The sequence below is a fragment of the Kitasatospora sp. NPDC001095 genome, assembly GCF_053598615.1.
The window spans coordinates 30,445-55,331 of record NZ_JBSFKQ010000016.1 but is presented as its reverse complement, the minus strand read 5'-3'; the positions used below and the strand labels follow the sequence as shown (position 1 = coordinate 55,331).

The following is a 24,887-nucleotide window of genomic DNA, read 5'->3' as shown; positions in this document are numbered from 1 at the left end:
GGCCGCGCCACCGGTCCGACGCCGGGTGAGGGCGGTCGGTCAGCAGGGGACCTTGCTGCCGTTGTCGGTGAGGAGGTCGTCGCGGATCCAGCCCTTGACCCCGGTGGCGTCGTTGCGGGCGTAGGTCCACGTCCCGTCACTGGCCGAGACGTAGCAGTGGTAGTCGATCAGCTGGGTCGAGTAGGACATCCCCAGCACCGCACAGCCGGTGCTCGGGCCGCTGCGCATGTTGACGCCGTTCCCGGAGCTCTTGTGCCAGGTGCTGCTGTCCTTGTCGCTGTAGGACACGCCGCAGGCGGCAAGTGCGGGTGTGTCCGTGGGCGCGGCACCGGCGGGGACGGCGGCAGCCAGCGGCACGATCAGGGTGCCGGCGGCCAGCAGGAAAGCCGCGGCGGTGCGCTTGGCGGAACGGTGCATCCAGATCCTCCGTGAGTGTGGCGGGACCGCTTCAGTCCCGCGACCGGGAGGCGCACTCCGGATCGACGGCCGACGTGCGCTCCGATACGACCGTTCCACCACCGTCGGTGCGGTTCGATGGCGAGGCGTGTCAGCCGGTTGGCAATGCGTGCCGTTCCAGGTTCCCCTCGCGCTCGCGCCACTCGCTGGGTGTCAGACCGTAGGCGGTGCGGAAGGCGCGGGTGAACTCGGCGGGCCGCAGAAAGCCCCAGCGCGCGGCGACAGCGTGGATGGTGAGCTGCCACAGGCGCGGGTCGGCCAGGTCGAGGCGACAGCGTTCGAGCCGGCGGTGGCGGATATGCGCGGCTGGCGTCGTGTCCTGCTTCTGGAAGATCCGGTAAAGGGTGCGCAGCGAGATCCGGTGGGCGTCGGCGACGGCCTGGGGGTCGAGCCACTCGGCGGGGAGGTGGTCGTCGATGAAGGAGAGGATCTGCAGGTAGAGGACGCGTTCCCGGGAGTCGCCGGGCACGGCGGCGAGCCGGTCGAGGTGGTGGGCCAGGAAGGTCTCGGTCAGGTCGGTGAGCACCCTGCCCAGCCGGGCCGCCTGGCCGGCGTTCTCCGGGCAGTCGCCGGTCAGCGCGGTCATGAAGCCGGACAGCAGCAGGCCTGTGCCCCGGGTACCGTCTAGCGGCGTTGCGAGCAGGGAGGTGATCTCCCGGTGCGGCAGGTGCAGGAGGCGTTTGGGGATCTGGATCATCAGGCACTGGGCGCGGCTCTGCCCGGGTCCGACGAAGGACTCGAACGGGCACGCGCTGTCGTGGACGACGAGGTCGCCTGGGCCGAGGAGAGCGCTCCGGTCGGCCAGTTCGATGCCTGGATGGCCGCGGCGGATGAACAGAACCTGGTAGTGCTCGGGGTCGAACTGCCGGACCAGCCGCGGTGTGCGCCGCAACGCCAGGGGCGAGTAGTTCATGGCGGCCAGCCGGCAGTCCCCCAGTTGCGCGGCGCTCAGTTTGGCCGCGAAGCGGTCCGGGTCGAGCGATCTCATCTGCACGGTGACCGTCCCCCGGACGGCAACCTCCCGCCACGCTCCGATCCAGTCGGTCTCCGGCACCCGGTCACTGTCGTAGAGCGTTTCCACCCAACCCCCAACCTGACATGGCCGCGCCACGTATGCCCACTATACGTCCGTGGGCGAAGGGGCGCGAGACGAGGAGCCGTCAGGGCACGGACGTGGGGCGCGCTCGGCGGCGGCATCGAGGGCGCCGTCACCAAGCCCGTCGACCACAAGGCGGCCGTCAGCAACGAGCCTGGCGATGGCCTTCTTCACACTGGCCGGACCGCGGTGTACCGAGTAAGGACCGCCCCCGGCTACAGGAGCCGGAGCTGATCGAGGGCGAGGTAGGCCGCGGCGGTGTCGGTCATCTCCCCCGCGCGGAGCACGCGGGTGCGGAACTCCGCCAGGTCGAGGGTGACCACGTCGATGAACTCGGTGCGCTCCGGCCGCGGTTCGCGGATCTTGACGCAGTCGGTGGCGACGAAGGCGTGGCGGCGGGTGTCGGCGTACGCGTCGAGCCAGTACGACCCGACCTCGCGCACGTCGCCCTGGTAGCCGGTCTCCTCCAGCAGCTCGCGCGCGATGGCATCCGCCGCGCACTCCCCCGGTTCGACGTAGCCGCCGGGGAGTTCGTGCAGCACGCGGCCGGGGCCCGGGCGGTACTGGCGGGCGAGGATGACGCGCTGGTCGGAGGTGAGGGCGAGCACGGCGCCGGCCGGGCGCTCGCGCTTGAGGTAGAACTCCTCCTTCCTGCCGTCGGGCATCTCGTAGTCGACGCGGTCCACGGCCCGGCCGAACTTGCTGAACACGGTGGTGCGTTCGAGCTCGCGCCACGACGCGGCGGTGGTGTCGGTCATGGCCAGGACTGTACGACTCGCCCCGTCGCGAGCGAGCCACGTCCGCGCGGATGACGGGTGCGGCAACCCCGGAAGACCACCGGATCGGGTGACGTGGCAGGGCACAGCCATGGCCGGCACCCGCCTCGCCACCGTGCTCCACCGGCGGGGGGACCGCTCCGGAGCCGATCACCACGCTGCTCAGGCCTCGGCACCCGCCGCCTCCATCGGCTCCGCGCGCCCGACCTCGGCCCTCGCTGACAGACGGGCCACTGACGGCCGGTGAGCTCGACCACCACGCCTGAAACCTCCCGGCCCCCTTTGCGCAGGAAGTCGGCCTGCCCGACTTCCTGCGCAACCACCTCACCGAACCGCACCGACACCCTTGCCCCTCGCGCCGGCCCCGGCGCGAGGCTCCACTCTTCGTCGCCCGGCGGGCCCTTGCGCTCCGCAAGGGGCCGCCGGGCGAGGGACCCACGCCGACGCCCCCGTATGGCTGCCCAGCTCCGCCGAGGGCGGCCGTGGCATGCATCTGGTCAGCGAACACGCCCACCGTCGGAGCACTCGTCCCACCCGCGTGCACGGCTTTCGCCGCCCGGCGGCGCCCGGCCCCACCGCGTGATATCCGCTGGCCTGCAGTCGGCGACGCGCGGCAGTATGCCGCCATGACGACGAACGGAGCCCCCCGAACGGCGGGCGAGGCGGTGCAGGAGTTGCGGGGGCTCGCCCACTGGTGGGTCGACGGCCGGTACGCCGACCCGGATCGTCTGGTCCAGGCCGCTCTCCGCGCCCTGGTCGTCGGCGTCGACACACCGTCACTGCCGATCCTCGCCGGGCTCCTGCGCAGCGAGAAGGACCAAGCCCCGGAACTTTTCGGCCAGGTGATGGACGAGCTCGGTTGTGGCTTCCACCCGCCCGAGGACTACTGGGAAGGCCGACTGGCGCTCGCCCGCTGGTACGCCGCCGAGATCGTCGGCGGATGGCTCGACCCCGTCGAGGGCGCCGAACTCATCATCGAGAACGTTGCCGAGGCCTACGGCGAGTCCGCGGAGTTGGCACCCATGGTCGACGCGGTGAAGGCGCTCCAGAACTACGGCGAGCCGACATACCCGGACGACATCCCCGCACACCTGACCCGGGCCGCCCACGAACTCCTGGCCCGTATCCCCTCCTGACAGCACGACCGCGCCGACACCGGCCGCGACGCGTCTGCGGCAAGGCCGGGCGCAGTCGCGTGCGGTGGAATACGGTCGGGAGGCTCAGCCCGGGGCGGGGGCGGCCGCGGGGCCGGGGGCGGCGGCGCCGCCCGTCCCTTCGAGCTGCTGGATCAGGGCCTTGAGCGCCGCGATCTCCTCGCTGAGGGCCTTCTTGCCCGCCTTGGTGAGCTGGATCCAGGTGCGGGCCCGCTTGCCTTCGTAGCCCTTGTCGATCGTGACCAGGCCCGCCTTCTCCAGGACTCCGAGGTGCTGGGAGAGGTTCCCGGCGGTGAGCCCGAGCGTGCTGCGGAGGAACGTGAACTCCACCTGCCGGGCCTCCTTGGTCACCGCGAGGATGCCCAGGCGGACGCGCTGGTGCACGACGTCGTCGAGGCCGTTGGTGGGATGTTCGCTCATGCGGCCGACCGCCCCTTGCGCCCCTGCAGCAGGGCGAGGCCGAGGCCGCCGAGCAGCAGCACTCCCCCCTCCAGCAGGATGTGCGGGAGGCCGCCCCACGGCGAGGGGTCGGGAAGGTCGCCGGTGCTGATCATGGAGCCAAGGTACCCGCAGGCGATGGCGAGGAGCAGCCAGCTGCGCTCGATCCGGGCGAGCAGCAGCAGCGCCAGGCCGATCGTGCCGGCCGGGCTCACCACCGAGTTGTCGAGGATCGGGGCGAAGGGCGACGGCCCGCGGAGGTCGGCGAGGAACCCGGGGTCCAGTGCCGTCCACGCCACGTAGCCGGTGATGAGCACGACCAGGGTGATGCCCAGCGCCAGGTACGGTCCGACCCGGGTGCCCAGGCCGAGCCTGGCCGAGCGCCGCACGTAGAACCAGCTGATCGCGGCGTAGGCGAGGAGTAACGCCACCGGCCAGTACCACATGGCCGGCGGCAGGCCGCCGTTGTGGTCGCCTTGGCCGTAGCGGACCACCGGGGCGGCGCCGAGGCGCACCGCGGCGAAGACGAGGAGGGCGAACCAGGCGCCGCGCTGCTCACGGTGGATGTGCCGGGTCAGGGCCTGCTTCATCGTCAGGAGGTCGCGGGGGTTGTTCGAGGAGGGGGCGGAGTGAGTCGTCACGCCCACAAGGTTTGCATGACAAACCGATTGCGTCCAGAGACCTGTTGTCGATCCGGCGAAAGTGGGCGCGCCGAAGAAGCCCTCCACATCGGTGTCATGACGCTTCGTCAAGGAGATCGGCCGTGGCCGTCCAGGATGGGACGTCTGCTACGTCGCTCCGCCGAGCCGCTGGTAGAGCACGTGCCGGGAGCGTCGGGTGCGGGTGACGAGGCCGGCGCGGTGGAGGATCTGCAGGTGGTACGAGGCGGTGGCCGGGCTCAGGTAGAGCCGTTGGGCGAGTTCCGTCGTGGAGCGCGGTTGGCTCAGCTCGGCCAGGAGTTTGCGCCGCATCGCGCCGATCAGCGGGTGGTCCTGCGCGGGCGGCAGGCAGTCCGCCTGCGCGGCGGGGTAGACGATCAGCGGGGTGCGCGGGGCCGGCGCGCCGGGTGGCTCCCCGGCGCAGAACAGGGCCCAGTCGACGAAGACGCTCGGCGTCAGGATCACCGCGTCCGCGTCCAGCGCCAGCTGGTGGATGCTGTCCGTACGCATGTGCACGAGCAGTTCGCCGTCGCGCCACTCCAGGTTCGGGGCCAGCCGGTTGAGGGCCTCGGCGAGCCCGGACCGGGCGATCTCGGAGGCCCGGGCGGTGACGTCGGCCTCCAGGCGGGCCCGGATCGCCGGCCACGAGAGCGCCAGCGCCGCGTGCCAGAACCGCGCCATCTCGTCGGCGAGGCGGTGCGCGAAGTGGTCCTCCCCGCGGTCGAGGGCCCGCAGGAGCTGCCGGGGCGGCGGGTGGCCGGAACCGGGATCCCAGGCGTGGCCGTTGACGGCCCCGGCCAGCTCGTAGCGGATCCGTTCCTGCGGGGTCGTCGCGATCTGGTGCAGCGCCGTGTCGATGTCGGTCAGGAAGGCCGGGGGCTCCGGCCGGATGAAGTCCGGGGCGTACCCGAGGGGGCCGCCTGCGCCGACGACGGCGAGCAGCCCGAGCCGGTGGCGGGACAGCGCGTCCGTGGCCCTGGTCCGCCACTGCGGGGTCAGGGTGGCGGGGCTGAAGCCGACGAGGCGGAGCAGGTCCTTGGCCGCGCCCACCGGTGAGACCGCGAACCTGACGCCTCCCAGCCCCCGGGCCCCCAGGCGGATCCGGATCACAGACGCTCCCCCTTCGCCAGCCTCTTCGAAAACCATCGAATCATTCGACCGGCCGATCGGCGTGGCGTTTGCTGGATTCACCGAACCGCCCAGCCCTGAGAGGAATTTGGGACCCGTGATCGCTCACAAGAAGCCGGCCGCCGTCGTGGCCGCCGCGGCAGCCCTCGTCGTCGGCGCCACCGGCGCGGCGTCCGCCCAGGCCGCGCAGTCCGCCCGGACCGCCGAGGCCGCCGGCCAGGCCGGTCACGTGGCCTGGAGCCAGGGACAGGCGCCCGGCACCCGGGCGGGCGCCCTCACCGCGGGCCTCTACGTCCGGATCTACAGCCTGTACCAGGGGACCCCGGGCCAGTGCCTGGACGCCGACGCCACCGCCGGCGGCAACGGCACCCGGGTCCAGGTGTGGGGGTGCAACGGCACCACCCAGCAGGAGTGGTTCCTGTCCACCGACGGCAGCCTGCAGAACGTGCGGTTCCCGGGCATGTGCCTGGACGCCGACACCAACGGCGGCGGCGCCAACGGCACCCGGGTGCAGCTGTGGCAGTGCAACGGCACCACCCAGCAGAAGTGGTACCACCCCTCCGGGGACCTGGCCATCTACAACTACCGCTACAACAACGGCAACAACACCGTGCTGGACCGCGACATCAACGTGGCCGGCGACGGCGCCCGCACCCAGCTGTGGGGCAAGAACTTCCAGTCCCAGCAGTGGTGGGACATCCGCACCGCGTGACGCCTCCGGCGCGGACGGCCGGTGACCACGCCGTCCGCGCCGGCACCCGGTGGCCATGACGTCTCGACACGGAGGGAATACCCCATGGGAATCGCCCACCACGGAACGGCGGCACGCACCCGGACGGGGCTCGGCACGGCGGCCGTCGGGCTCGCCGCCGCGCTCGCGTTCGCCGCAGGAATGACGCCGGCCTCGGCGTCGAGCACGGCGCAGCAGGGCAGCGGAACCTCCTCCCCCTCGGTCAGGGACGGGGAGATCGTGGAGCTCTGGAACCTCAACAGCCAGCACTGCCTGTCGGTCGGGGCCGGGAGCACGGCGGGCGGGGCGGGGATCATCCAGTGGTCCTGCTACGGCGGCGCCGAGCAGTACTGGGGCCTCTACCCGATGCCGAACTCCGGCGGCGGCTACGAGATCGTGAACAAGAACAGCGGCAAGTGCCTGGCCGATCCGGCGAGTTCGCCGAACGCGGGCGTCCAGCTGATCCAGTACGGCTGCGACAAGGGGCCGGAGCAGACCTGGTACTTCGGCTCGAACCCGGACACGGGCTTCGCGCAGATCAGGAACCGGGCGAGCAACCTGTGCGCCGCGGTCGGCGGTTCGAGCACGACGCCGGGCGCCCCGGTCATCCAGTGGCCCTGCACGGGCGGTTCCGAGCAGCGGTGGACGGCCTCCGGGTGACCGCCGGACGCGTCACCGCCGGCCGGCGGCGCGTCGAGGAGGCCGGCGCGGACCTGGGCCAGGCGGGCGAAGCCCGTCCGGGCCGCGGGGACGGGGGCACCGGAGGAGGCACCGGCCGGCGCGGGGGTACCGGCCGGTGCCGCCCCGGCGGTCTGGGGCAGGGCGGCCAGGGACAGCGCGGTGGTGCCCGCGCCGAGTCCGACGGCCCTGGTGAAGGTGCGCCTGTCGATCACGCCGTTTCCTCCGTCGTACGAATGTGCCCTTCGGGCCGGTGGGTTGACACCGCGTCAACGTCCCGCGCCGCCGACACGTGCCGCAGGGGGCGCCCGGGAACACAGGGGCGCCCGGGGCCGGTGGGGCGCGCCGCAGCCTGCCCGGCGCTCGCACGATTGGGTGGCGACCGCCATTGATTCCGCACCGTTCACCGAGGCCTGCTGGAGTGGACGGGCTCCCCCAGGCCCGTCGCACTCCTCACCGAACAGGTCAGGTGAACGACATGCTCGACCACTCCGTCCGCCCGTCCCGTCCCGCGCTGTACCTGCGCTGCTACCCCGCCGACGCGGCGGGTCTGGAGTACCAGCGCGCCGCGTTGGAGCGCCTGGCCCGCCAGCGCGGCCTGCCGGTGCCCGCCGCGTTCCTGGACGACGGGGTGCGCTCCGGCGACCGGTGCCCCGCCCTGGAGCGGCTGCTGGAGCGGGCCGGGCAGGGCTGGGTGAACGTGGTGCTGGTGCCCGGCCCGTTCGTCTTCTCCCTGGACGACCGCAGTGCCCGGGCGACCGTGCGCCGGCTGGAGGCGCTGGGCTGCACGGTGCTCGAACTGCCCGACCGCGCCGCCCGGCCGCACCGGCGGCCGGCCCCCGCCTGCACCGCCCGAACGAGAGCACCCGCATGAAACCGCCCGAACAAGATCACCCGAACGAAACCGCCTGAACACGCCACCCGCACACACCGTCCGGACACACCATCCGCACACCCCCGCACCGCCCGTACCGCGACGGCGCCCCGGCGGCCACGACCGGGAGCCGTCACGGCATGATGGGCCCCATGGCCTTCGCAACCCTCCTCGGCGAGCGCCGCGCACCCGGACCGACCGGACGGCCGTGAGCCGGCCCGTCGAGCCGGGATCGCCCGGTGCCGGATTCGCGTTCGTCGGGCGCCGCCCCGAACTGGAGCGCCTCACCCGGGCGATGCTCCACCCGCCCGCCGTCGTCCTGGTCGAGGGCGAGGCCGGTCTCGGCAAGTCCCGGCTGGTGGCCGAGGCCGCCGCCGACGCCGCCGCGGCGGGCCGCCGGGTGCTGACCGGCTTCTGCCACCCGCTGCGCGAGCCGCTGGCCTTCGGCCCGGTGGTGGACGCGCTGCGCGGCGTCGGCCCGTTCCTGCCGCCCGCCGACCGCATCCCGGCCAGTGCCGGGGCGCTGCGTCCGCTGCTGCCCGACCTCGCCGACCGGCTGCCGCCGCTGCCCGCAGCCGCCGGTGACGGGACGCCGGGGCTGCGGCTGCTCGTGCAGGCCGTACGGGCGCTGCTGGGCGCGCTCGGCGAGACGGTGCTGGTCGTCGAGGACCTGCACTGGGTGGACGACGCCACCCGGGAGCTGCTCCTGCTGCTGGCGCGGGACGTGCCGGCGGGGCTGGCCCTGGTGCTCACCTACCGGGCCGAGGACCTGCCGCCGGACACCCCGGTGCTCGGCGCCGCCTACCGGCGTCCGGCCGGGGTGGGCGGCGCGCTGGTGCGCCTGGCCCCGCTCGCCGAGGCCGAGGTCGACGAGCTGGCGCGGGCGGCGCTCGGCCCGCGCGCGACGCCGGCGCTCGCCCGGGTGCTGTTCGACCGCAGCGAGGGCCTGCCGCTGGTCGCCGAGGAGGACCTGATCACGCTGTGCGAGCGGCGCGGCGCCGGGGCGCTGACCAACGCCGCGGACCTGGCCGCCGATCTGGAGCAGTCCGAGGTGCCGCGCGGCCTGCACGACGCCGTCACCGAGCGGCTGGCGGCGCTGTCCCCGGACGCCGCCGCGATCGCGTCCGCGGCCGCGGTGCTCGGCGTGCCGGCCGGGGAGGACCTGCTGGCCGCGGTGGCCGGCCTGGAGGCGCAGGCCGCGGCGGACGGCCTGACCGAGGCACTGCGGGCGGCGGTGCTCCACGAGCGGCCGCTGGCCCACTACGGCTTCCGGCACGTGCTGGCGCAGCAGGTGGCGTACCGTCGGCTGCCCGGGCCGCGGCGCACCGCGCTGCACCGGCGGGCGGTGGCGGCGCTGGGCGCGCGCGAGCCGAGGCCGCTGGTGCAGATCGCCCACCACACCCTGGCGCTGGGCGACCGGGCGGCGTGGCAGGAGGTGGCCGAGGCGGCCGCGGACCAGGCGGTCGCGCTCGGGGACAGCGGCAGCGCGGGGGCGCTGCTGCGGCGGCTGTTGGACGAGCCCGACCTCGATCCGCACCGGCGGGGGCGGGCGGCGCTGGCGCTGGCGCGGATCGCCGCGGACGGCGTGGACTCGGTGGCCAGTGCGGCGGTGCTGACGGCGATCATCGCCGACCCGCGGCTGCCGGTGCCGGACCGCGGCGAGATCCGGCTCTCGCTGGGCTTCCTGATGGCCGTGCACGGCGGGGACCGGGCCGGTTTCGACCGGATGGAGGAGTCCCTGGAGGAGTTGGAGGAGCGTCCGGGCCGGGCGGCCAGGGCGATGGTGGCGCTGGCCATGAACGAGCGCGACGGCGCCGGGGAGCGCGCCTGGCAGTGGCTGGAGCGGGCCGAGCGGACGCTGGCCGCGCACCCGGACGAGGAGGTCGCGGCGGCCGTGCGGGCGACCCGGCTGACGTTCCTGGCGCGCGAGGGCGACCCGTCGGTGTGGGAGCTGCTGGAGGAGCTGCCGCGCAGTTCGCGGCGGCCGGAGATCGTCCGGCAGACCACCCGCGCGCTGTACAACGCGGGTGAGATCGCCGTCGAGCTGGGCCACGACCGGCGGGCGGCGCGGCTGTTGGAGGAGAGCCGGCGGCTGGCCCGGCAGGCGGCGATCCCGTATCTGGAGTGCTACAGCCGGATCGCGCTGGTGCGGTTGGACGGCCTGGCCGGGCAGTGGGAGGGGCTGGAGGAGCGGCTGGCCGCGCTGGGCGCGGAGTTCCCCGACCTCGCGATGGCCGGGGTCGAGCAGGCGCTGCTGCTGGGCCGGCTGGCGGCGGCGCGCGGCCGGCTCGCGGTGGCGCACGCCCACTTCGCGGAGGCGGGCCCGTACGGGGAGCGGGAGTCCCAGGTGACCGGGGCGCTGCGGGCGGCGGCGGGGCTGGCGGCGCTGCAGTTGGCGGAGGGTGACGTGGCGCGGGCGGCGGCCACGCTGGAGCCGGCGCTGGCGGCGCTGCGGCTGGCCGGGGCGTGGCCGCGGGCGGCGGAGTTGCTGCCGGTGGCGGTGGAGGTGCTGCTGGCGGACGGCGACCGGGCGGGGGCCGGGGAGTTGGCCGGGCAGGCGGGGGCGCACCTGGAGGGGCGGGACGCGCCGGCCGCGCTGGCGGCGCTGGCCTTCGCCCGTGGTCTGCTGCTGGCGGACGGGGATCCGGCGGGCGCGGGCGCGCAGTTCGTCCGCTCGGGCGGGCTCTGGCAGGAGATCGGGCGCCCGTACGAGGCGGCGCGGGCCGGGGAGCGGGCGGCGACCGTGGTGGCGGGGGTGGACCGGGCGGCGGCCGGGGAGCGGATCGCCGCCGCGGAGCGGGCGTACCTGGCGCTGGGGGCGGCCTCGGACGCGGCCCGCTGCCAGCGGCTGCGGCGGGAGTTGGGCCTGGGCCGGGCGGCCTCGCCGGGGCGGCGCGGCTACGGCGAGCGGCTGTCGCCGCGTGAGCGGCAGGTGGCGGCGCTGGCCGCGCAGGGGGCGGCGAACCAGGACATCGCGCGGGCGCTGTTCCTGTCGACCCGTACGGTCGAGCACCATGTGGCCGGTGCGCTGCGCAAGCTCGGGGTGGGGCGGGCGGGGCTGGGTGAGGCGCTGGCGGCCGAGGACGACGCCACCTGACGCCATCCGACACCACCTGACGCCACCTGGGAAAATGGGTCCCGCCCCGCTCCCTCAAGGGGGCGGGACCCGGTCCGGGTCAGCCGTGCTGGTGGTGCCCGGAGCGTTCGACCAGCCGGGAGAGCCGGGCCAGTCGGGCCAGGCCCGGGCGGCGCAGGCCGCTGCTGCGGCGGGCAGGCAGGACCAGCCCGGGGTCGGGGGCGGTGAAGTGCTCGTCGGCGTAGAGGCGAAGGCGCTCGCGGCGGGTCATGGGCGACCTCCTGGGGGGTGAGGGTCGTCGGCTGGGGCGGGTTCCAGGAAACCGGCCGGGCCGGGGTGGGATCAATGCGTACCGCTACCCAATCCCGTACCGAACGCTGGGTACCCGCCGTCCTGGGTACCCGCCGTTTCCGCTCCCCCGCGGCGCGCCGCGGCCCCGTACCGCCCGGGGACGGTACGGGGCCGCGGGGTGTCCGCCGGGGGTGGGTCAGGCGTCCGGGGCGCGGGCCTCGGTGGCGATCAGGGCGGCCCGGTCGGCGGGGACGGTGCGGCCGCCCACCGGGGAGGGGGCGGCGCGGGCGGGTTGAGGGCTGGTCAGCGGGGTCAGTAGCGCAGGACGGCGGCGATCCGGCCGGAGTCGGCGAGGGTGCCGTCGGGGACGAAGCCGATCTCGCCGCCGGTGTCCAGGGTGCGCTCGACCACCTCGTCGACGATGTCCTCGCGGGCGCCTTCCTGGTCGGCCTCGGCGGGCACCAGGTGCTCGCCGTCGTCGCGCACGGTGGCGCGGTAGTTCTCCTCGACCACCAGGCGGGCGATCCGGCCCTCGCCGACGGTCTGCCAGACCTCGTCCAGGCCGGCCGCGAACTGCTGGGCGCCGCGGGCCTTGTCGAGCTGGGCGAGGTGTTCGGCGACCTCGCGCTCGGCCTGGGCGCGCACGGCGGGCTCGACGACCTTGCGGACGGTCTCGGCGTCGGCCTGGGCCAGGCCGCCGTGCGGGAGCTGGGCGGTGGACTCCTTGGCGATCGGGCCGACGGCGTCCAGCAGGGCGAGCGCGGCGGCCTCGCCGACCACGTACAGCGGGCGGGGGGCGGCGGCCAGCAGCTTGCCGACCTCGGTGTCGGCCTGGCGCAGGAAGGTCTTGGTCGCCTCGTCGCGGAAGGTGCTGGGGGTGTCGCCGATCTGCTCCTGCCGTTCGGGGTCGGGGTTGTCGAAGACGCGCACCAGGGGGAAGCCGTTGCCCTTGTGCTCGGCGACCCGCTCCTCGGTGCCGCCCCACAGCACCACCTTGTCGGCGGCGACCGCGAGCACCCAGAACGGGCGCTCGGCGGCGTGCGCGGCGACCAGGTTGCGGGTGAGGTAGGTGTCGGACAGGACCACCCGGGCGGGGGCGGTGCGACCGAGTGACCAGACCTGGTGCTCGCCGGGCGCGGCGAAGATGGCCAGGCCGTCCTCGGCGTGCACCAGGTCGACCTCCGCGAGGGCCCGGTCGAGCTGCTCCAGCACGTCGATCCGCTCGGCGCGGGAGACCTTCGGGTCGGCCTGGACGCGCTCCTTCGCCTCGGCCAGCAGGTTGCGCAGCCGGACCGGGTCCTGGGCGTTGTCCGGCTCCCGGCGGTGGGTGGGCATCAGGATCGACACCGCCGGATAGGGCCGCGGCCGGCGCAGCTCGGCGAGGACGGCGGGGCTGAGGTCGGGGCGCATGGAGACCCTTTCCGAAGGCGGTCGGCCTTCTTTCGTGGACGCGCGAAGCCTGGGCACTGGGCGCTGGGCACTGCTGCCAAATGTCGTCAATGTACCCATTCACGGCTTCTGCGGCGCGCACGACCTGGGCCGGGCACCCCGGGACCTGCGGCTGCGGGCGGCGGCCCGCCGGCGCCGTCCGGGGTCGGGCGGCGGCGTCGGCGGGACGCGACGGTCGGGACCGTCAGAACTGGACGTCGGTGCAGGAGTAGAAGGCGTTGGCGGTGTCGGCGATCTCCCAGACGGCGACGATCACCTGGTGGCCGGTGCGGCCGGTGGGCAGGGTCGCGGTGTGGGTGGTGGTGGCGGCGGGCTGGCGGCCGTTGTAGGGGACGGTCAGGAACGGGGTCAGGTCCAGGGCGGAGCGGGTGATCGGCTGGCTCGCGTCATAGCCCGGCTTGGTCAGGTAGTACTTGAAGTTCGTGGTGGAGTGCCGGGCCTCGATCTCCCAGGTGAAGGTGAGCTGCTGGCCCGCCGTCACCCTGGTGGTCGGCCAGGCGCCGCCCCGGGGGTTGTCCAGCGGGGCCCAGCGGGCGTCGCCGCCGGCGCAGATGGTGCCGTCCGCCGGGCCGCGGCTCGGGAAGCCCTTGGGGCCCTCGACGCTCTGCGGCTCCCACTGGATGTCGCCGCAGTCCCACGGGACGGCGTTGGCGCCGCAGAGCGCGGAACGGCTCGGCGGCAGGTTGATGAAGCCGTGCGACTGGGCCGGCAGGGCCGCCGCGATCGGCAGGGTGATCGCGGCCGCGGCGGCGGCGATCAGGTGGCGCTTGCGCATGGTGCTCCTCCGTGGGGGTGGATGGAGTGTGCGCCCGGCGCGGGGCGTGCGCGTGGGGGTGCGCACGGCGGCCTGCCGAGATATGGCATGCCCGCGCCAGACCGGTTGCCCGACACCGTAGGAGCTGCCTTCCCCGCGCGTCAATGGTCTGAACCATTTGCGCCAAAGCCCCGTGGATACCGGGCGCGGACCGGCATCCCGCACTCGGCACCCGACCCGGACCGGTACGCCTCCGGCGGGTCCGACACGGGTCCGGCGCGGGGGAGATTGCTTGCACAAGCGTTATACAGGCTCTAGCCGATATTTCAAATCATGGCTTATCCTGTACCCAGCCACATCTGGAAGGAGGCCGGGCCCCATGACCGCCACGGACCCCGCGCTCACCGCCCTCGCCAACGGCTGGGGCGCCCTGTCCCTCCTGCACGGCAGGATCGAGTCGCACATCGAACGCGCCCTGCAGGCCGAGCACGACCTGAGCGTGCGGGAGTACTCGCTGCTCGACGTCCTCAGCCGCCAGCACGACGGCGTGGGCGGGCACCTGCAGATGAAGCAGGTCGCCGACGCGGTCGTCCTCAGCCAGAGCGCCACCACCCGCCTGGTCACCCGACTGGAGGACCGCGGCCTGCTGTCGCGCTACCTGTGCCCGACCGACCGCCGAGGCATCTACACCAACGTGAGCGAGGACGGCCTGAAGCTCCTGGAGCGGGCCCGGCCGACCAACGACGCCGCCCTGCGCGAGGCGCTCGACGAGGCCGCCCGCAACCCCGAGCTGACCTCGCTGGTCAGGGCGGTCGAGGCCGTGGACGCCGCCTCGCCGGCCCGCTAGGTGTTCTGTCCCGTGAGGTTGGGGACGCGGCTGGCGGGTGGCTTGCCTGCGAGCGCGGTGTGTCCGCGGTGGTGATTGTAGGTGTGGAGCCAGTCGGGGTAGGCGTCGCGGCGTTCCTGTTCGGTGCGGTAGGGCCTGGCGTAGGCCCATTCGTCGAGCAGGGTGCGGTTGAAGCGTTCGACCTTGCCATTGGTCTGCGGCCGGTAGGGCCGGGTTCGCTTGTGCGCGATGCCCTCGGCGGCGAGGGCATCGCGCCAGGCGTGTGACTTGTAGCAGGAGCCGTTGTCGGTCAGCACGCGCTGGACGGTGATGCCGGCCCGGGCGAAGAACGCGTTCGCCCGGGCCCAGAACGCCGTGGCGGTCTCCTTGCGCTCGTCGGGCAGGATCTCGCTGTAGGCCAGGCGGGAGTGATCGTCCACGGCGTTGTGGAGGTAGCTGTAGCCCACCCCGGAGCGGTTCTTGCGCCCGGCCTCGCGACCCAGGGTCTTGTGGCCTCCGCCGTCCGGGATGTTGCCGAGCTTCTTGATGTCCACATGAACCAACTCGCCCGGTGCGGCGCGCTCGTAGCGGCGAACGGCTCGGCCGGTCGCGCGGTCGAGGTGCGTCAGGCGGGCGAGTCGGTATCGGGTGAGGACGCGGTGGACGGTGGCCGGGTTGAGTCGCAGGAGGTAGGCGATGCGGGCCGGTCCCCAGCGGCGCAGGACGCGGACCTTGATGATCCGCCGCTCGGTGCGAGTCGGGGTGCGGCGCGGGCTGTGGTGCGGGCGGCTGGAGAGGTCGCTCATGCCCGCCTCGCCGAGCGCGCGATAGCGGTCCGCCCAGCGCTTGGCCGTGGTGGGCGAGACCTGGAAGCGCTCGGCGGCCCGCCGCAGCGGCCAGCCGTCCTTGACCACGCAGCGGGCCAGGCGCAGGCGTCCGGTCTCGGTCAGCGGTGCGTTACGGTGTGGCATGAGGGCCTTTCTGGGTGCCGGTGCAGATGTCGCAATCCACACCGAGCCAGAAGGCCCTCACTCATTTCAAGATCGCCAGGCCGTGAACCGTGTCACCAACCTCCGTGGTCAGTACAGCTAGGGCCTCCGCCGACAGCGCCGCTCCCCCGGGCCCGGCCGCGTTTCCACCCCCTTCGGCCCCTCCACCCCCTTCGACCTCATGGCGCATGCCCACTGTCAGCGTTTGCACTTATCGCGCGTCTGCAACTATTGTTTAAGCACGCAAGGCGCTAGCTCAAGCAATCACAGAAGGGTTCGGGCCCATGCCTCTCGCTCTCATCGCCCTGGCCATCGGCGCATTCGGGATCGGGACCACCGAGTTCGTGATCATGGGTCTCCTGCCCCAGATCGCCGGCGACTACGGCGTCTCCATCCCCGACGCGGGCCTGCTGGTCACCGGCTACGCCCTCGGCGTGGTCATCGGCGCCCCGCTGATGACCGCCCTCGGCACCCGGATCAGCCGCAAGACCATGCTCATGCTGCTGATGGGCCTGTTCGTCGCCGGGAACCTGCTCTCGGCATCCGCCCCGTCCTTCCCCGTGATGCTGGCCGGTCGCATCGTGACCTCGCTGGCCCACGGCGCCTTCTTCGGCATCGGCTCCGTCGTCGCCGCCGACCTGGTCGCCCCGCAGAAGAAGGCCGGCGCCATCGCCACCATGTTCACCGGGCTGACCGTCGCCAACATCGTCGGTGTGCCGCTGGGCACCTTCATCGGCCAGGCGGTCGGCTGGCGCACCACCTTCGCCGGCGTCGCCGCGCTCGGCGTGATCGGCCTGCTCGGCATCGCCAAGCTCGTACCCGCCATGCCCCGCCCCGAGGGCGCCCACCTGCGCCGGGAGCTCACCGCGTTCCGCAACCCCCAGGTGCTGCTCGCCATGGCGATGACCGTGCTCGGCTTCGGCGGGGTCTTCGCCGCGATCACCTACATCGCCCCGATGATGACCGACGTCGCCGGCTACGCCGACGGCTCCGTCACCTGGCTGCTGGTGCTGTTCGGCGTCGGCATGTTCCTCGGCAACCTGCTGGGCGGGCGCTACGCCGACCGCAAGCTGATGCCCATGCTCTACACCACCCTCGGCGGCCTCGCCGTGGTGCTGGCGCTGTTCACCCTCACCGCCCACAACAAGATCCTCGCCGCCGTCACCGTCCTGCTCGTCGGAGCCCTCGGCTTCGCCACCGTCCCCCCGCTCCAGAAGCGGGTCCTGGACCAGGCCCACGGCGCCCCCACCCTGGCCTCCGCCGTCAACATCGGCGCCTTCAACCTCGGCAACGCGCTGGCCGCCTGGCTCGGCGGCATGGTGATCGCCGCCGGCCTCGGCTACACCGCCCCGAACTGGGTCGGCGCCGTCCTCGCCGCCACGGCCCTGCTGCTGGCCTTCTGGTCCGCCGCCCTGGAGCGCCGCGACCGCACCCGTGAGGCCGTCACCACGAGCGCGGCTCCCCGCCACGCCGCCCTGCGCCACTGACCATCGATCCGACCGGAACCCACCCCACCACCGGGAGAAGCACCACCATGAGCACCACCACCGCCGTCGCCCCGCTGACCACCGCCGACGCCGAGCTCCTCGTCGAGACCGCCCGCAGCGCCGCCGAGGCCGCGGGCGTGCCGGTCAGCGTCACCGTCCTGGACGCAGGCGGCCACCTGCTCGCCTTCCGCCGCGACGACCGCGCCGTGCTGATCTCCGGCGAGACCAGCACCCGCAAGGCCTACACCGCCCTGCAGCTGAACGCCCCGACCGCCGACCTGGTCGACCTGGTCAAGCCCGACGGGCCGTTCCACTCCCTGCCCACCGCCCTGGACCGCCCGCTGCTGTTCATCGCCGGCGGCATCCCGGTCCACCGCGACGGCCGGCTGATCGGCGCCATCGGCGTCGGCGGCGGCGCCCCGGAGCAGGACCACTCCTTCGCCACCGCCGCCCTCGACCGGCTCGCCCGGTGAGCACCGCCCCCCGCACCCCCCGGGAGGTCTTCGCCGACCACGGCGAACGCCCGGGCACCGGCGGCCTCGACCTGATCAGCGCCCGGACCGTCCCCCACACCCTCACCGACCGCACCGTCCGAAGGAGACGAGCATGACCCCCAACGTCCCCGCCGTGAAGCTGAACAACGGCGTCGAGATCCCCCAGCTCGGCTTCGGCGTCTTCCAGGTCCCCGACGAGCAGACCACCGCCGCCGTCGCCTCCGCCCTGGAGGCCGGCTACCGCAGCATCGACACCGCCGCCGTCTACGGCAACGAGACCGGTGTCGGCCGCGCCCTGGCCGCCTCCGGCGTGGCCCGCGATGACCTGTTCGTCACCACCAAGCTGTGGAACGCCGACCAGGGCTACGACGCCACCCTGCGCGCCTTCGACGCCAGCCTCGACAAGCTCGGCCTGGACCACGTCGACCTCTACCTGATCCACTGGCCCACCCCGGCCCGCGACCTCTACCTCGACTCCTGGCGCGCCATCGAGCGCCTCACCGAGGAGGGCCGCATCCGCGCCGCCGGCGTGTCCAACTTCCAGCCCGCCCACCTCCAGCGCCTGCTGGACAACAGCTCGCTGGTGCCCGCCGTCAACCAGGTCGAGCTGCACCCCGGCCTCCAGCAGGCCGAGCTGCGCGCCTTCCACGCCCGGCACGGCATCGCCACCGAGGCCTGGAGCCCGCTCGCCCAGGGCGCCGTCCTGGACGACCCGGCGATCACCGCCATCGCCGAGCGCACCGGCAGGTCCGCCGCCCAGGTCGTGCTGCGCTGGCACCTGCAGCTCGGCAACATCGTCATCCCCAAGTCGGTCACCCCGGCCCGCATCCGGCAGAACCTCGACGTCTTCGGCTTCGAGCTGACCGAGCAGGACATGACGGCGATCGCCGCCACCGACCGCGGCCTGCGCACCGGCCCGCACCCGGACCAGTTCAACGCGAGCTGACCTGCCCCACCACTCCCGTCCCGGGCGGTCGCACCGCCGCCCGGGGCGGGTTTTTGCAAGGATGCGGCGCGGTGGCCCAGGTGGCCCGTGGGACCGCGTCTATGACTTGTTCCGCAGGGACGAGCGGCTATGACCAGCAGCTGTCCCGACACCCACAGGGCCTCCGGTTGATCCCCCCGGATTCTCATCGAGTCGGACCCGAGTCACGGACCACCCGAGGCGTCGGGCTCGACCACTCGGAAGCGTTCCGCAACGACAAGAGTGTCGTCATCGATGACCGGGGTGCGGCCCAGGAACTCGCTCACGCCATCGCTCCGGAAGAACTCCTCGTGGGCTGCCCTCCACTCGGCCACGTTGGAGTAGCCGCGCCCCTCGGCTCGCGCGAAGTCGTCGTCGATCTCCTTCATGGGAACGACGCGCACGTCGGCGAGCTCGATCGTGACGGCCGGACGACCTTCGGAATCAAGCACCGAGAATCGCTGACCGGTCGTCGGTACTGCCTCTCCGGCGTGCTCGTAGATCTCCAGGAGCCCCGTGAGCGCGGTCTTCTGGCCGCTCAGGATTGCCGCCACACCACGGTCACGTTCCGGACCGGGGAAGGCGAGTTCAAGGGTCGGAAGGTCGTCATGTCCCATCGAGCGAGGGTACGAAGCCCGGTCGCGTTGATCAAGGGCCACCGCTCCGCTCACTCCCGGCACCCACATCAAGCACTTTCACCACACGCCCTGGTACTCCGGGTGGCGCAGGGCGACGGCGGCGCGGACGGTGTCGGCCTGGTGGGCGGCCTGGCGGGCGACGGGCAGCCAGACGGGCTGGAAGCGCTGCTGGTACTGGGCGCACCAGTCCCGCAGGAGGTGGTCGAGGCGGGCGGCCTCGCGGGCGGCGGCGGCGCCGGCCGGACGGACGGCGCGGCGCAGCAGGGCGGCGGCGCGCACGGGGATGCGGTGGGCCCACAGATCGATGCCGGCGAGGCGGGCGCGGGTGAGCGGGGTGTGCGGGAGGTCGTGCCCGTGGGCGTCGGGGTCCCATTGGTCGGCGAGTTGGTGCAGGGCGGTGAGCGGGGTGCGGGCGGCGCGCAGCAGCGGGGTGTCGGGGTGGCGCAGGTGGGGCGTGGCGGCGTCGAGCAGTGCGGTGAGGAGCGTGCCGCGGTGGCGCAGGCGGTCGGCGTGGGTGCGCAGGTGCCGGCGGACGGCGTCGGCGGGGCGGGTGTCGCCGAGGTGGGCGCTGGTGAAGGCGGGGACTTCGACGAGGACGGTCTGGCCGCCGTGGCGCTGGGGGGCGAACCAGGTGCCGGCCTGGCCGCCGCCGGTGTCCTGGTGGGGGGTGAGCATGCCGGTGGCGGTCTCCTGGTGGTCGATGTGGTGGGGGGTCATCAGGTAGACGCCGGGGCCTGATTCGTGCAGGTGGAAGGTGTCGAAGTTGCCGGTCTCGACGGGGATGCCGTGGGTGGCGGCGGAGCGGGCGAAGGGGCGGGCCAGGGGGGCGGGGTCGATGGTGGCCTGGAGGAAGGTGCCGCCGACGTCGGTGCTGTGGAGGGAGAACTGGAGGGTGGGGCGCAGTTCGTCGATGAGGTCGAGGAGGGCGCGACTCTCGGGGAGGTCGGCGCCGATGGCGGGGGCCCATTCGGGCTGGTCCTCGGCGGCGGGGCGGTAGTAGTGGGCGAAGTAGGCGGGCAGGGTGCGGGCGGTGCGGCTGCCGTCGGCGAGGTGGGCGCCGTCGGGGTCGAGGCAGAGCAGGAAGTGCCAGGCGAGGTCGGGGCGTCGGGTGGTCAGGGCGTGGTGGGCGAGGTCGGTGACGGCGGCGCGGGAGGCGAACTCGTCGGCGTGGGCGCCGGCGACGACGAGGAGGTTGTGGGGGGCGTCGCGGCCGACGGTGAGCAGGGTGAGGGGGCGTCCGGCGCGGGAGGTGCCGACGGTGCGCACCCGGCACAGGTCGGGCCACTGGGCGGCCAACCGGTGGGCGGTGGCGGTGAGTTCGTCGAGGCTGGGGTAGTGGTCGTGGAGGCGGGCGGCCCGGTCGGCGGGTGTCGTCGTGTCGGTCATCTTCGGTGTCCTCCCCTGGTGGTCGTGGCAGTAGTTGTACCTGCTGCGGGAGGGTCCCGGGCCCGCCCGGGCGCGGAGGCTCGGACGGGCCCGGGACCCGTTGTGTGTACGAGACCGGGGTGGACGCGGCCGTGGTGTCCGATGGCGGGTCGATGACCGGCCAGCGACTCCGAGCTGTACAGACAGCTTGACGCCAGTCGATCAAGATGTCGACGCATCGACGAGGACGGCCCTGCGGGTGGGGCCCGCCCCGGCGGGCCCCCGCACCGCGCCGGCGGGCACCCCTGGCGAACAGCGCGGTCACACCGCCCGCCGCCCGCGTGCGAACGGCGCTGCGGGGTAGCCGAACCGGCATGCTGACACTCGGAGTCGAGGAAGAGTACCTCCTGGTCGACCCGCGCGACGGCGCACCGCTCCCCCGCGCCGCCGAGGTCCTGAGCACCGCCTCGCTGGCGCCCGCGCTGCGCCCGGCGGAGGCGCAGCACGAGCTGCTCCAGGTCCAGGTGGAGAGCGCGACCCCGGTCTGCGAGGACCTCGCCGAGGTGGGCCGCCACCTCGCGCGGGTACGGGCCGCGCTGAACGCGGCCGCGGCCCAGCACGGCTGCCGGGTCGTCCCGGTGGGCTCCGCCCCGTTCGGGCCGCCCGGCTCGGCGGTGCCGGTCACCGACGACGCGCGTTACCGACGGGCCCGGCGCCAGGCGCCCGTGCTGGTCGACGACCTGATGCTGAACGGCATGCACGTCCACGTCGGCGTGCCCGACGAGGAGGAGCGCCTGGGCGCCCTGGTACGGCTGCGGCCCTGGCTGCCCGTGCTGATAGCGCTGAGCGCCAACTCGCCCTACTGGCGGGGTCGCGACACCCGGTTCGCCAGCTGGCGCACGGTCCACTTCGACCAGTGGGCCGTCAGCGGCCCGCCACCCGCCTTCCGCGACGGTGCCGACTACCGGCGGCGGGTGGCGGCGCTGCGCACCGCCGAGGTCATCGCCGACGAGGGGCAGCTGTACTGGCACGCCCGGCTGTCCGGGCGCTATCCGACGGTGGAGGTGCGGGCGATGGACGTCCAGCTGACGGTCGCCGACGCCGAGCTGTTCGCCGGCCTCGCCCGGGGCCTGGTCGCCACCGCCGTCCTGGAGGAGCGGTCCGGGCATCCGCGCCCGGACGTCCCCGAGGAGCTGCTGCGCGCCGCCACCTGGCACGCCGCCCGCACCGGTACCCACGGCCGGCTGGTCTCCCCCGTCGACGGTGTCGCCCGCCCGGCCGAGGCCGTGGTCGAGGAGCTGCGCGCCCACGCCGCGCCCGGCCTGGAGGCGGCCGGCGACGCCGGGCGGGTGGCCGGACTGTGGTGGGGCTTCGATCGCCGGGGCAGCGGCGCGCAACGCCAGCGCCGCTGGTTCCGCGAGCACGGCCGGCCGGGCCTGACCGAGCACCTGATGGGTTCCACCGTCACGCGCACGCCGTAACCGGGCGCCCGGCCCCTGACGCGTCCGGCTGCCCGGACGCGTCAGGGGTCAGCCGTCGCCGTCCCCGTCGCCGCTTCCGTCCCCGCCGCCGTCCCCGCCGCCGTCCCCGGTGCGCTCGTCGGGGCCTGCTCACTCGCCTCGCTGGTGCCCGCGGCGGACCGGCCCGATCCACCTGGTGTCGCGCCGCGAGCCCCGGGGCAGACGCGCGGCGTGAATCCCATCGAGCGGGGCCTGCGGGCCGTGGACCGCTTCCAGCAGCGCCACCGGGCCCCCGGCCTGGTGATCGGCGTCGTGCGCAAGTACGGCGACGACCGGGGCGGGCTGCTGTCCGCCCTGATCACCTACTACGGCTTCGTCGCCCTGATCCCGCTGCTGCTTCTGCTCAGCACCGTCCTCGGCTTCGTCCTGCACGGCCACCCCGGGGCGCAGCGCGCCGTGTTGGACTCGGCGCTCGCCGACTTCCCAATCATCGGCGACCAGCTGCGCCAGAACGTCCACTCGCTGCAGGGCAGCGTCCTGGCGGTGCTGATCGGCGTGCTCGGGCTGCTGTACGGCGCGCTGGGCATCGCGCAGGTGCTGCAGCACGCCATGGCCGAGGTGTGGAACGTGCCGGGGGTGAAGCGGCCCGGTTACTGGCCGCGGCTGGCGCGCAGCCTGCTGCTGTTCGCGGTCCTGGGCAGCGGGCTGGTGCTGGGCACCGCCACGGCCTCGCTGGTCGGCGGCACGCTGGCCGGGTCGGCCGCCCGGGTCGGGGGGCTGGTCGTCTCGGCGCTGGTGAACGCCGCGCTGTGCCTGGCCTGCTTCCGGGTGCTCACTCCGCGCGAGGTGCCGCTGCGGTCGCTGTGGCCGGGCTGCGCGCTCGCCGGGCCGCTGTTCACCGTCCTGCAGGCGACCGGCTCGCTGCTGGTCGCCCACGAGCTGCGGCACGCGGGCCAGGTCTACGGGTTCTTCGCGACGGTGATCGGGCTGCTGTTCTGGCTCTACCTGGCCGCGCAGGTCACGGTGTACGCGGCCGAGACCAACGTGGTGCTGGTGCGGCGGCTGTGGCCGCGCAGCCTGCTGCAGCCGCCGCTGACGAAGGCCGACGTGGCGGTGCTGTCCTCGGTCGCCCGGCAGGAGGAGCGCCGGCCCGAGCAGCGGGTCGACGTCTCCTTCCACCACGGGCCGGGGCCGCAGGACGCCGACCGGGACGGCGAGGGGGGCGCCGGGGGTGGCGCGGACGACGGCCCCGACGACGGCGTTCGCTCCGGTTCGTCCTGATCCGCCTGCGCTGCTGCGCGCCGACCGGTGGTGTCCGCGTGGTCGAGGGCCGGCGGAGCGGCCGGCGGGGGAACCGGGACGGCCCTGGTCAGGCGCCGGGCGGACCGGGCCGGCCGGGCGGTTCCGGCGCGGACGGCGGCACGTCGGCGACGGCCCCGGAGTCCGGGCGGGACCCGGGGGCCGGGGCCACGGGCAGCCGGGGCAGGGCGTACGGATGGTGGTCGCGCAGGTAGCCGATGAGGTGCTCGCGCAGCTGGCAGCGGAGCTCGAACGCGTCGGCGCCGTCCGCCGCCGTGGCCAGCACCCGGACCACCATGGTGGTGGGGGTGGTGTCGACCACCTGGAGGGCGCTGCCCTCACCGTCCCACAGCTCGTTCCCGGCCAGGAAGGAGTCGAACTCCTTGCGCAGCAGCGCGACCGGGGCGTGGTGGTCGAGGTGGAGCAGCGCGGTGCCGGTGATCCGGCTGGAGCGGCGGGACCAGTTCTCGAACGGGCGGCCGACGAAGTACGACATGGGCATCACCAGGCGCCGCTGGTCCCAGGTGGCGATCACCACGGCGGTCAGGGTGATCTCCTCCACCGTGCCCCACTCGCCGCCCACCACGACCACGTCCCCGATCCGGGCGAGGTCGCCGAAGGCCATCTGGACGCCGGCGAAGACGTTGGCCAGGGTGCTCTGGGCCGCGACGCCCGCCACCACGCCGACCAGCCCGGCGGAGGCGAGCAGGCTGGTGCCGATGCCGCGCACGGCCGGGAAGGTCATCAGGACCGCGCCCAGCGTCACCACGGCGACGATCGCCTGGCCGATCCGGCCGAGCAGGTCGGCCTGGGTGCGGGCGCGCCCGGCCCAGACCGGGTCGCGGCGGTGCACGGCGAGGCGCAGGGTGCTGTCCACGACCAGCGCCACCACCCGGGCGCACAGCCAGCCTCCGGCGGCGATGGCGAGGATCACCATCAGGTGGCGCAGCCCCTCGCGGGTGTCCGGCGGCGCGGCTATCCAGGGCAGCGAGCCGAGCAGGAGCAGGCCGGCTGTCAGCGCCAGCAGCGGGAGCCGGCAGCGGCGTACCAGCAGGGGTATGCCGGCGGTGCCCGAGCGGACGGCCAGGTACCGGACCGCGAGCTGGGCGGTCCGGTCCAGGCCGTACGCGAAGAGCACCGCCGTGGCGCTCGCGAGCACCAGGCGTAGCAGGCTCCACCACATCTGCCGTTCTTCCCTTCTCCCGGGTGCTGCCGGTGGCGCCGGGTGCGGGCGCCGCCGGTCGAGTGCTCGCTTTTCCCGGCGGGGCGAGGCCATTCCTGGCCGGTGGCCGGCGGGGCGGCATGGATGCGGCGGTCCGGGGCAGCCGGTCAGCGCGCGTCCGCGCCGGGCCGGGCACCTCGCCGGCCCGTACCACGGAAGGGAGAAGCGTATGAGCGGCGACGACGGCGTCTGGGAGTTCCGGGACGCCTGCGGCCACAGCGCCGGGACCGACCTGGTCGGGTTCCACGTGGAGGCGCAGGACGGTCCCATCGGCAGGGTGGACAAGCTGTCCGAGGAGGTGGGGGCGCAGTACCTGGTCGTCGACACCGGCCCCTGGATCTTCGGGAAGCGGGTGCTGCTGCCGGCCGTCACCGTCACCCGCATCGAGCTCGCGGAGCGGAAGGTGTACGTGGACCGGACCAAGCAGGAGATCAAGGACGGCCCCGGTCTCGGCGCCGACGTGCCGGAGGCGGAGCCCGGGTTCCGGGACCGGTACGCGCTGTACTACGGCCCGTACTACAGCGGCCGCATTCTCTGAGCGTCCGCGCCGGCCTGCCGCCGTCCCGTCCGGGGCGGCGGCAGGC

26 protein-coding genes are annotated in these 24,887 nt (G+C 74.1%); 13 read left to right on the top strand and 13 right to left on the bottom strand.

All coding sequences use genetic code 11. The features are described from left to right. Positions 1-39: 39 nt before the first annotated feature. The 3 genes from ACWDBB_RS16665 to ACWDBB_RS16655 all read right to left on the bottom strand — a co-directional run bounded on the left by ACWDBB_RS16665 (position 40) and on the right by ACWDBB_RS16655 (position 2,310). Entirely contained in the window at positions 40-417 is a 378-nt protein-coding gene (locus ACWDBB_RS16665; RefSeq protein WP_449790275.1) for an SH3 domain-containing protein, read from the bottom strand. 130 nt (positions 418-547) lie between these two features. Then, positions 548-1,537, bottom strand: a complete 990-nt coding sequence (locus tag ACWDBB_RS16660) for a helix-turn-helix domain-containing protein (protein WP_449790274.1) — start codon at positions 1,535-1,537, stop codon at positions 548-550. Positions 1,538-1,767: 230 nt separating this feature from the next. Continuing rightward, positions 1,768-2,310: an NUDIX hydrolase gene (locus tag ACWDBB_RS16655; RefSeq protein ID WP_449790273.1), complete on the bottom strand. Its 543-nt coding sequence runs from the start codon at positions 2,308-2,310 to the stop codon at positions 1,768-1,770. Positions 2,311-2,954: 644 nt separating this feature from the next. On the opposite strand from ACWDBB_RS16655, the gene ACWDBB_RS16650 reads away from it, so the two are divergent. Then, complete coding sequence (locus tag ACWDBB_RS16650; protein WP_449790272.1) at positions 2,955-3,464, top strand: hypothetical protein; 510 nt, start codon at positions 2,955-2,957, stop codon at positions 3,462-3,464. Positions 3,465-3,548: 84 nt separating this feature from the next. Here ACWDBB_RS16650 and ACWDBB_RS16645 read toward each other — a convergent pair whose 3' ends face one another. From ACWDBB_RS16645 to ACWDBB_RS16635, 3 genes are all read right to left on the bottom strand, one after another. After that, positions 3,549-3,902 carry a winged helix-turn-helix domain-containing protein gene (locus ACWDBB_RS16645; RefSeq protein ID WP_449790271.1) on the bottom strand — a complete coding sequence of 118 codons (354 nt, stop codon included), beginning with the start codon at positions 3,900-3,902 and terminating at the stop codon, positions 3,549-3,551. Beyond that, positions 3,899-4,561, bottom strand: coding sequence for a hypothetical protein (locus tag ACWDBB_RS16640; protein ID WP_449790270.1), 663 nt, complete (start codon positions 4,559-4,561; stop codon positions 3,899-3,901). The genes ACWDBB_RS16645 and ACWDBB_RS16640 overlap by 4 nt, the downstream gene beginning before the upstream one ends. A gap of 147 nt (positions 4,562-4,708) precedes the next feature. After that, the gene (locus ACWDBB_RS16635) at positions 4,709-5,689 is read right to left on the bottom strand and encodes an ArsR/SmtB family transcription factor (RefSeq protein WP_449790269.1); all 981 of its coding nucleotides are present in this window, start codon (positions 5,687-5,689) and stop codon (positions 4,709-4,711) included. Positions 5,690-5,804: 115 nt separating this feature from the next. Here ACWDBB_RS16635 and ACWDBB_RS16630 point away from each other — a divergent pair, with 115 nt between their 5' ends. From ACWDBB_RS16630 to ACWDBB_RS16615, 4 genes are all read left to right on the top strand, one after another. Next, on the top strand, positions 5,805-6,419 hold the full coding sequence (locus tag ACWDBB_RS16630; RefSeq protein WP_449790268.1) for a ricin-type beta-trefoil lectin domain protein: 615 nt from the start codon (positions 5,805-5,807) through the stop codon (positions 6,417-6,419). Positions 6,420-6,503: 84 nt separating this feature from the next. Next, entirely contained in the window at positions 6,504-7,097 is a 594-nt protein-coding gene (locus tag ACWDBB_RS16625; protein ID WP_449790267.1) for an RICIN domain-containing protein, read from the top strand. 496 nt (positions 7,098-7,593) lie between these two features. Then, positions 7,594-7,989, top strand: coding sequence for a recombinase family protein (locus ACWDBB_RS16620; RefSeq protein ID WP_449790266.1), 396 nt, complete (start codon positions 7,594-7,596; stop codon positions 7,987-7,989). A gap of 208 nt (positions 7,990-8,197) precedes the next feature. Continuing rightward, positions 8,198-11,086, top strand: a complete 2,889-nt coding sequence (locus ACWDBB_RS16615; protein ID WP_449790265.1) for an ATP-binding protein — start codon at positions 8,198-8,200, stop codon at positions 11,084-11,086. Between the two features lie 79 nt (positions 11,087-11,165). On the opposite strand, the gene ACWDBB_RS16610 is transcribed toward ACWDBB_RS16615, so the two are convergent. The 3 genes from ACWDBB_RS16610 to ACWDBB_RS16600 all read right to left on the bottom strand — a co-directional run bounded on the left by ACWDBB_RS16610 (position 11,166) and on the right by ACWDBB_RS16600 (position 13,580). After that, entirely contained in the window at positions 11,166-11,336 is a 171-nt protein-coding gene (locus ACWDBB_RS16610) for a hypothetical protein (RefSeq protein ID WP_392883381.1), read from the bottom strand. A 332-nt stretch (positions 11,337-11,668) separates the two neighbouring features. Further along, positions 11,669-12,766: a baeRF3 domain-containing protein gene (locus tag ACWDBB_RS16605; RefSeq protein WP_449790264.1), complete on the bottom strand. Its 1,098-nt coding sequence runs from the start codon at positions 12,764-12,766 to the stop codon at positions 11,669-11,671. A 223-nt stretch (positions 12,767-12,989) separates the two neighbouring features. Further along, entirely contained in the window at positions 12,990-13,580 is a 591-nt protein-coding gene (locus ACWDBB_RS16600; RefSeq protein WP_449790263.1) for a lytic polysaccharide monooxygenase auxiliary activity family 9 protein, read from the bottom strand. 358 nt (positions 13,581-13,938) lie between these two features. Here ACWDBB_RS16600 and ACWDBB_RS16595 point away from each other — a divergent pair, with 358 nt between their 5' ends. After that, positions 13,939-14,406: a MarR family winged helix-turn-helix transcriptional regulator gene (locus tag ACWDBB_RS16595; protein WP_449790262.1), complete on the top strand. Its 468-nt coding sequence runs from the start codon at positions 13,939-13,941 to the stop codon at positions 14,404-14,406. On the opposite strand, the gene ACWDBB_RS16590 is transcribed toward ACWDBB_RS16595, so the two are convergent. Continuing rightward, complete coding sequence (locus ACWDBB_RS16590) at positions 14,403-15,356, bottom strand: IS481 family transposase (RefSeq protein ID WP_449790261.1); 954 nt, start codon at positions 15,354-15,356, stop codon at positions 14,403-14,405. The genes ACWDBB_RS16595 and ACWDBB_RS16590 overlap by 4 nt on opposite strands. A gap of 302 nt (positions 15,357-15,658) precedes the next feature. Here ACWDBB_RS16590 and ACWDBB_RS16585 point away from each other — a divergent pair, with 302 nt between their 5' ends. The 4 genes from ACWDBB_RS16585 to ACWDBB_RS16570 are packed head-to-tail and all read left to right on the top strand — an operon-like array spanning position 15,659 to position 18,301. Continuing rightward, positions 15,659-16,861, top strand: a complete 1,203-nt coding sequence (locus ACWDBB_RS16585) for an MFS transporter (protein WP_449790260.1) — start codon at positions 15,659-15,661, stop codon at positions 16,859-16,861. Between the two features lie 47 nt (positions 16,862-16,908). Continuing rightward, on the top strand, positions 16,909-17,334 hold the full coding sequence (locus ACWDBB_RS16580; protein ID WP_449790259.1) for a GlcG/HbpS family heme-binding protein: 426 nt from the start codon (positions 16,909-16,911) through the stop codon (positions 17,332-17,334). Continuing rightward, positions 17,331-17,471 (top strand): hypothetical protein, encoded by a 141-nt coding sequence (locus ACWDBB_RS16575; RefSeq protein ID WP_449790258.1) that lies wholly within the window; start codon positions 17,331-17,333, stop codon positions 17,469-17,471. The genes ACWDBB_RS16580 and ACWDBB_RS16575 overlap by 4 nt, the downstream gene beginning before the upstream one ends. After that, positions 17,468-18,301, top strand: a complete 834-nt coding sequence (locus ACWDBB_RS16570) for an aldo/keto reductase (RefSeq protein WP_449790257.1) — start codon at positions 17,468-17,470, stop codon at positions 18,299-18,301. The genes ACWDBB_RS16575 and ACWDBB_RS16570 overlap by 4 nt, the downstream gene beginning before the upstream one ends. 203 nt (positions 18,302-18,504) lie before the next feature. Here the strand turns inward: ACWDBB_RS16570 and ACWDBB_RS16565 are convergent, their stop codons facing one another. Together ACWDBB_RS16565 and ACWDBB_RS16560 are read right to left on the bottom strand one after the other, a co-directional pair. Then, positions 18,505-18,936 carry an ASCH domain-containing protein gene (locus tag ACWDBB_RS16565; protein ID WP_449790256.1) on the bottom strand — a complete coding sequence of 144 codons (432 nt, stop codon included), beginning with the start codon at positions 18,934-18,936 and terminating at the stop codon, positions 18,505-18,507. Positions 18,937-19,014: 78 nt separating this feature from the next. Continuing rightward, entirely contained in the window at positions 19,015-20,343 is a 1,329-nt protein-coding gene (locus ACWDBB_RS16560) for a M14 family zinc carboxypeptidase (RefSeq protein ID WP_449790255.1), read from the bottom strand. Between the two features lie 353 nt (positions 20,344-20,696). Between ACWDBB_RS16560 and ACWDBB_RS16555 the strand changes: the two genes are divergently transcribed. Further along, entirely contained in the window at positions 20,697-21,803 is a 1,107-nt protein-coding gene (locus ACWDBB_RS16555; protein ID WP_449790254.1) for a carboxylate-amine ligase, read from the top strand. A 210-nt stretch (positions 21,804-22,013) separates the two neighbouring features. Further along, positions 22,014-23,063 (top strand): YihY/virulence factor BrkB family protein, encoded by a 1,050-nt coding sequence (locus tag ACWDBB_RS16550; protein WP_449790253.1) that lies wholly within the window; start codon positions 22,014-22,016, stop codon positions 23,061-23,063. Positions 23,064-23,151: 88 nt separating this feature from the next. Here the strand turns inward: ACWDBB_RS16550 and ACWDBB_RS16545 are convergent, their stop codons facing one another. Continuing rightward, positions 23,152-24,264 (bottom strand): mechanosensitive ion channel family protein, encoded by a 1,113-nt coding sequence (locus ACWDBB_RS16545; RefSeq protein ID WP_449790252.1) that lies wholly within the window; start codon positions 24,262-24,264, stop codon positions 23,152-23,154. Between the two features lie 208 nt (positions 24,265-24,472). On the opposite strand from ACWDBB_RS16545, the gene ACWDBB_RS16540 reads away from it, so the two are divergent. Then, positions 24,473-24,841, top strand: coding sequence for a PRC-barrel domain containing protein (locus ACWDBB_RS16540; RefSeq protein WP_449790251.1), 369 nt, complete (start codon positions 24,473-24,475; stop codon positions 24,839-24,841). The last annotated feature ends 46 nt before the right edge of the window (positions 24,842-24,887 follow it).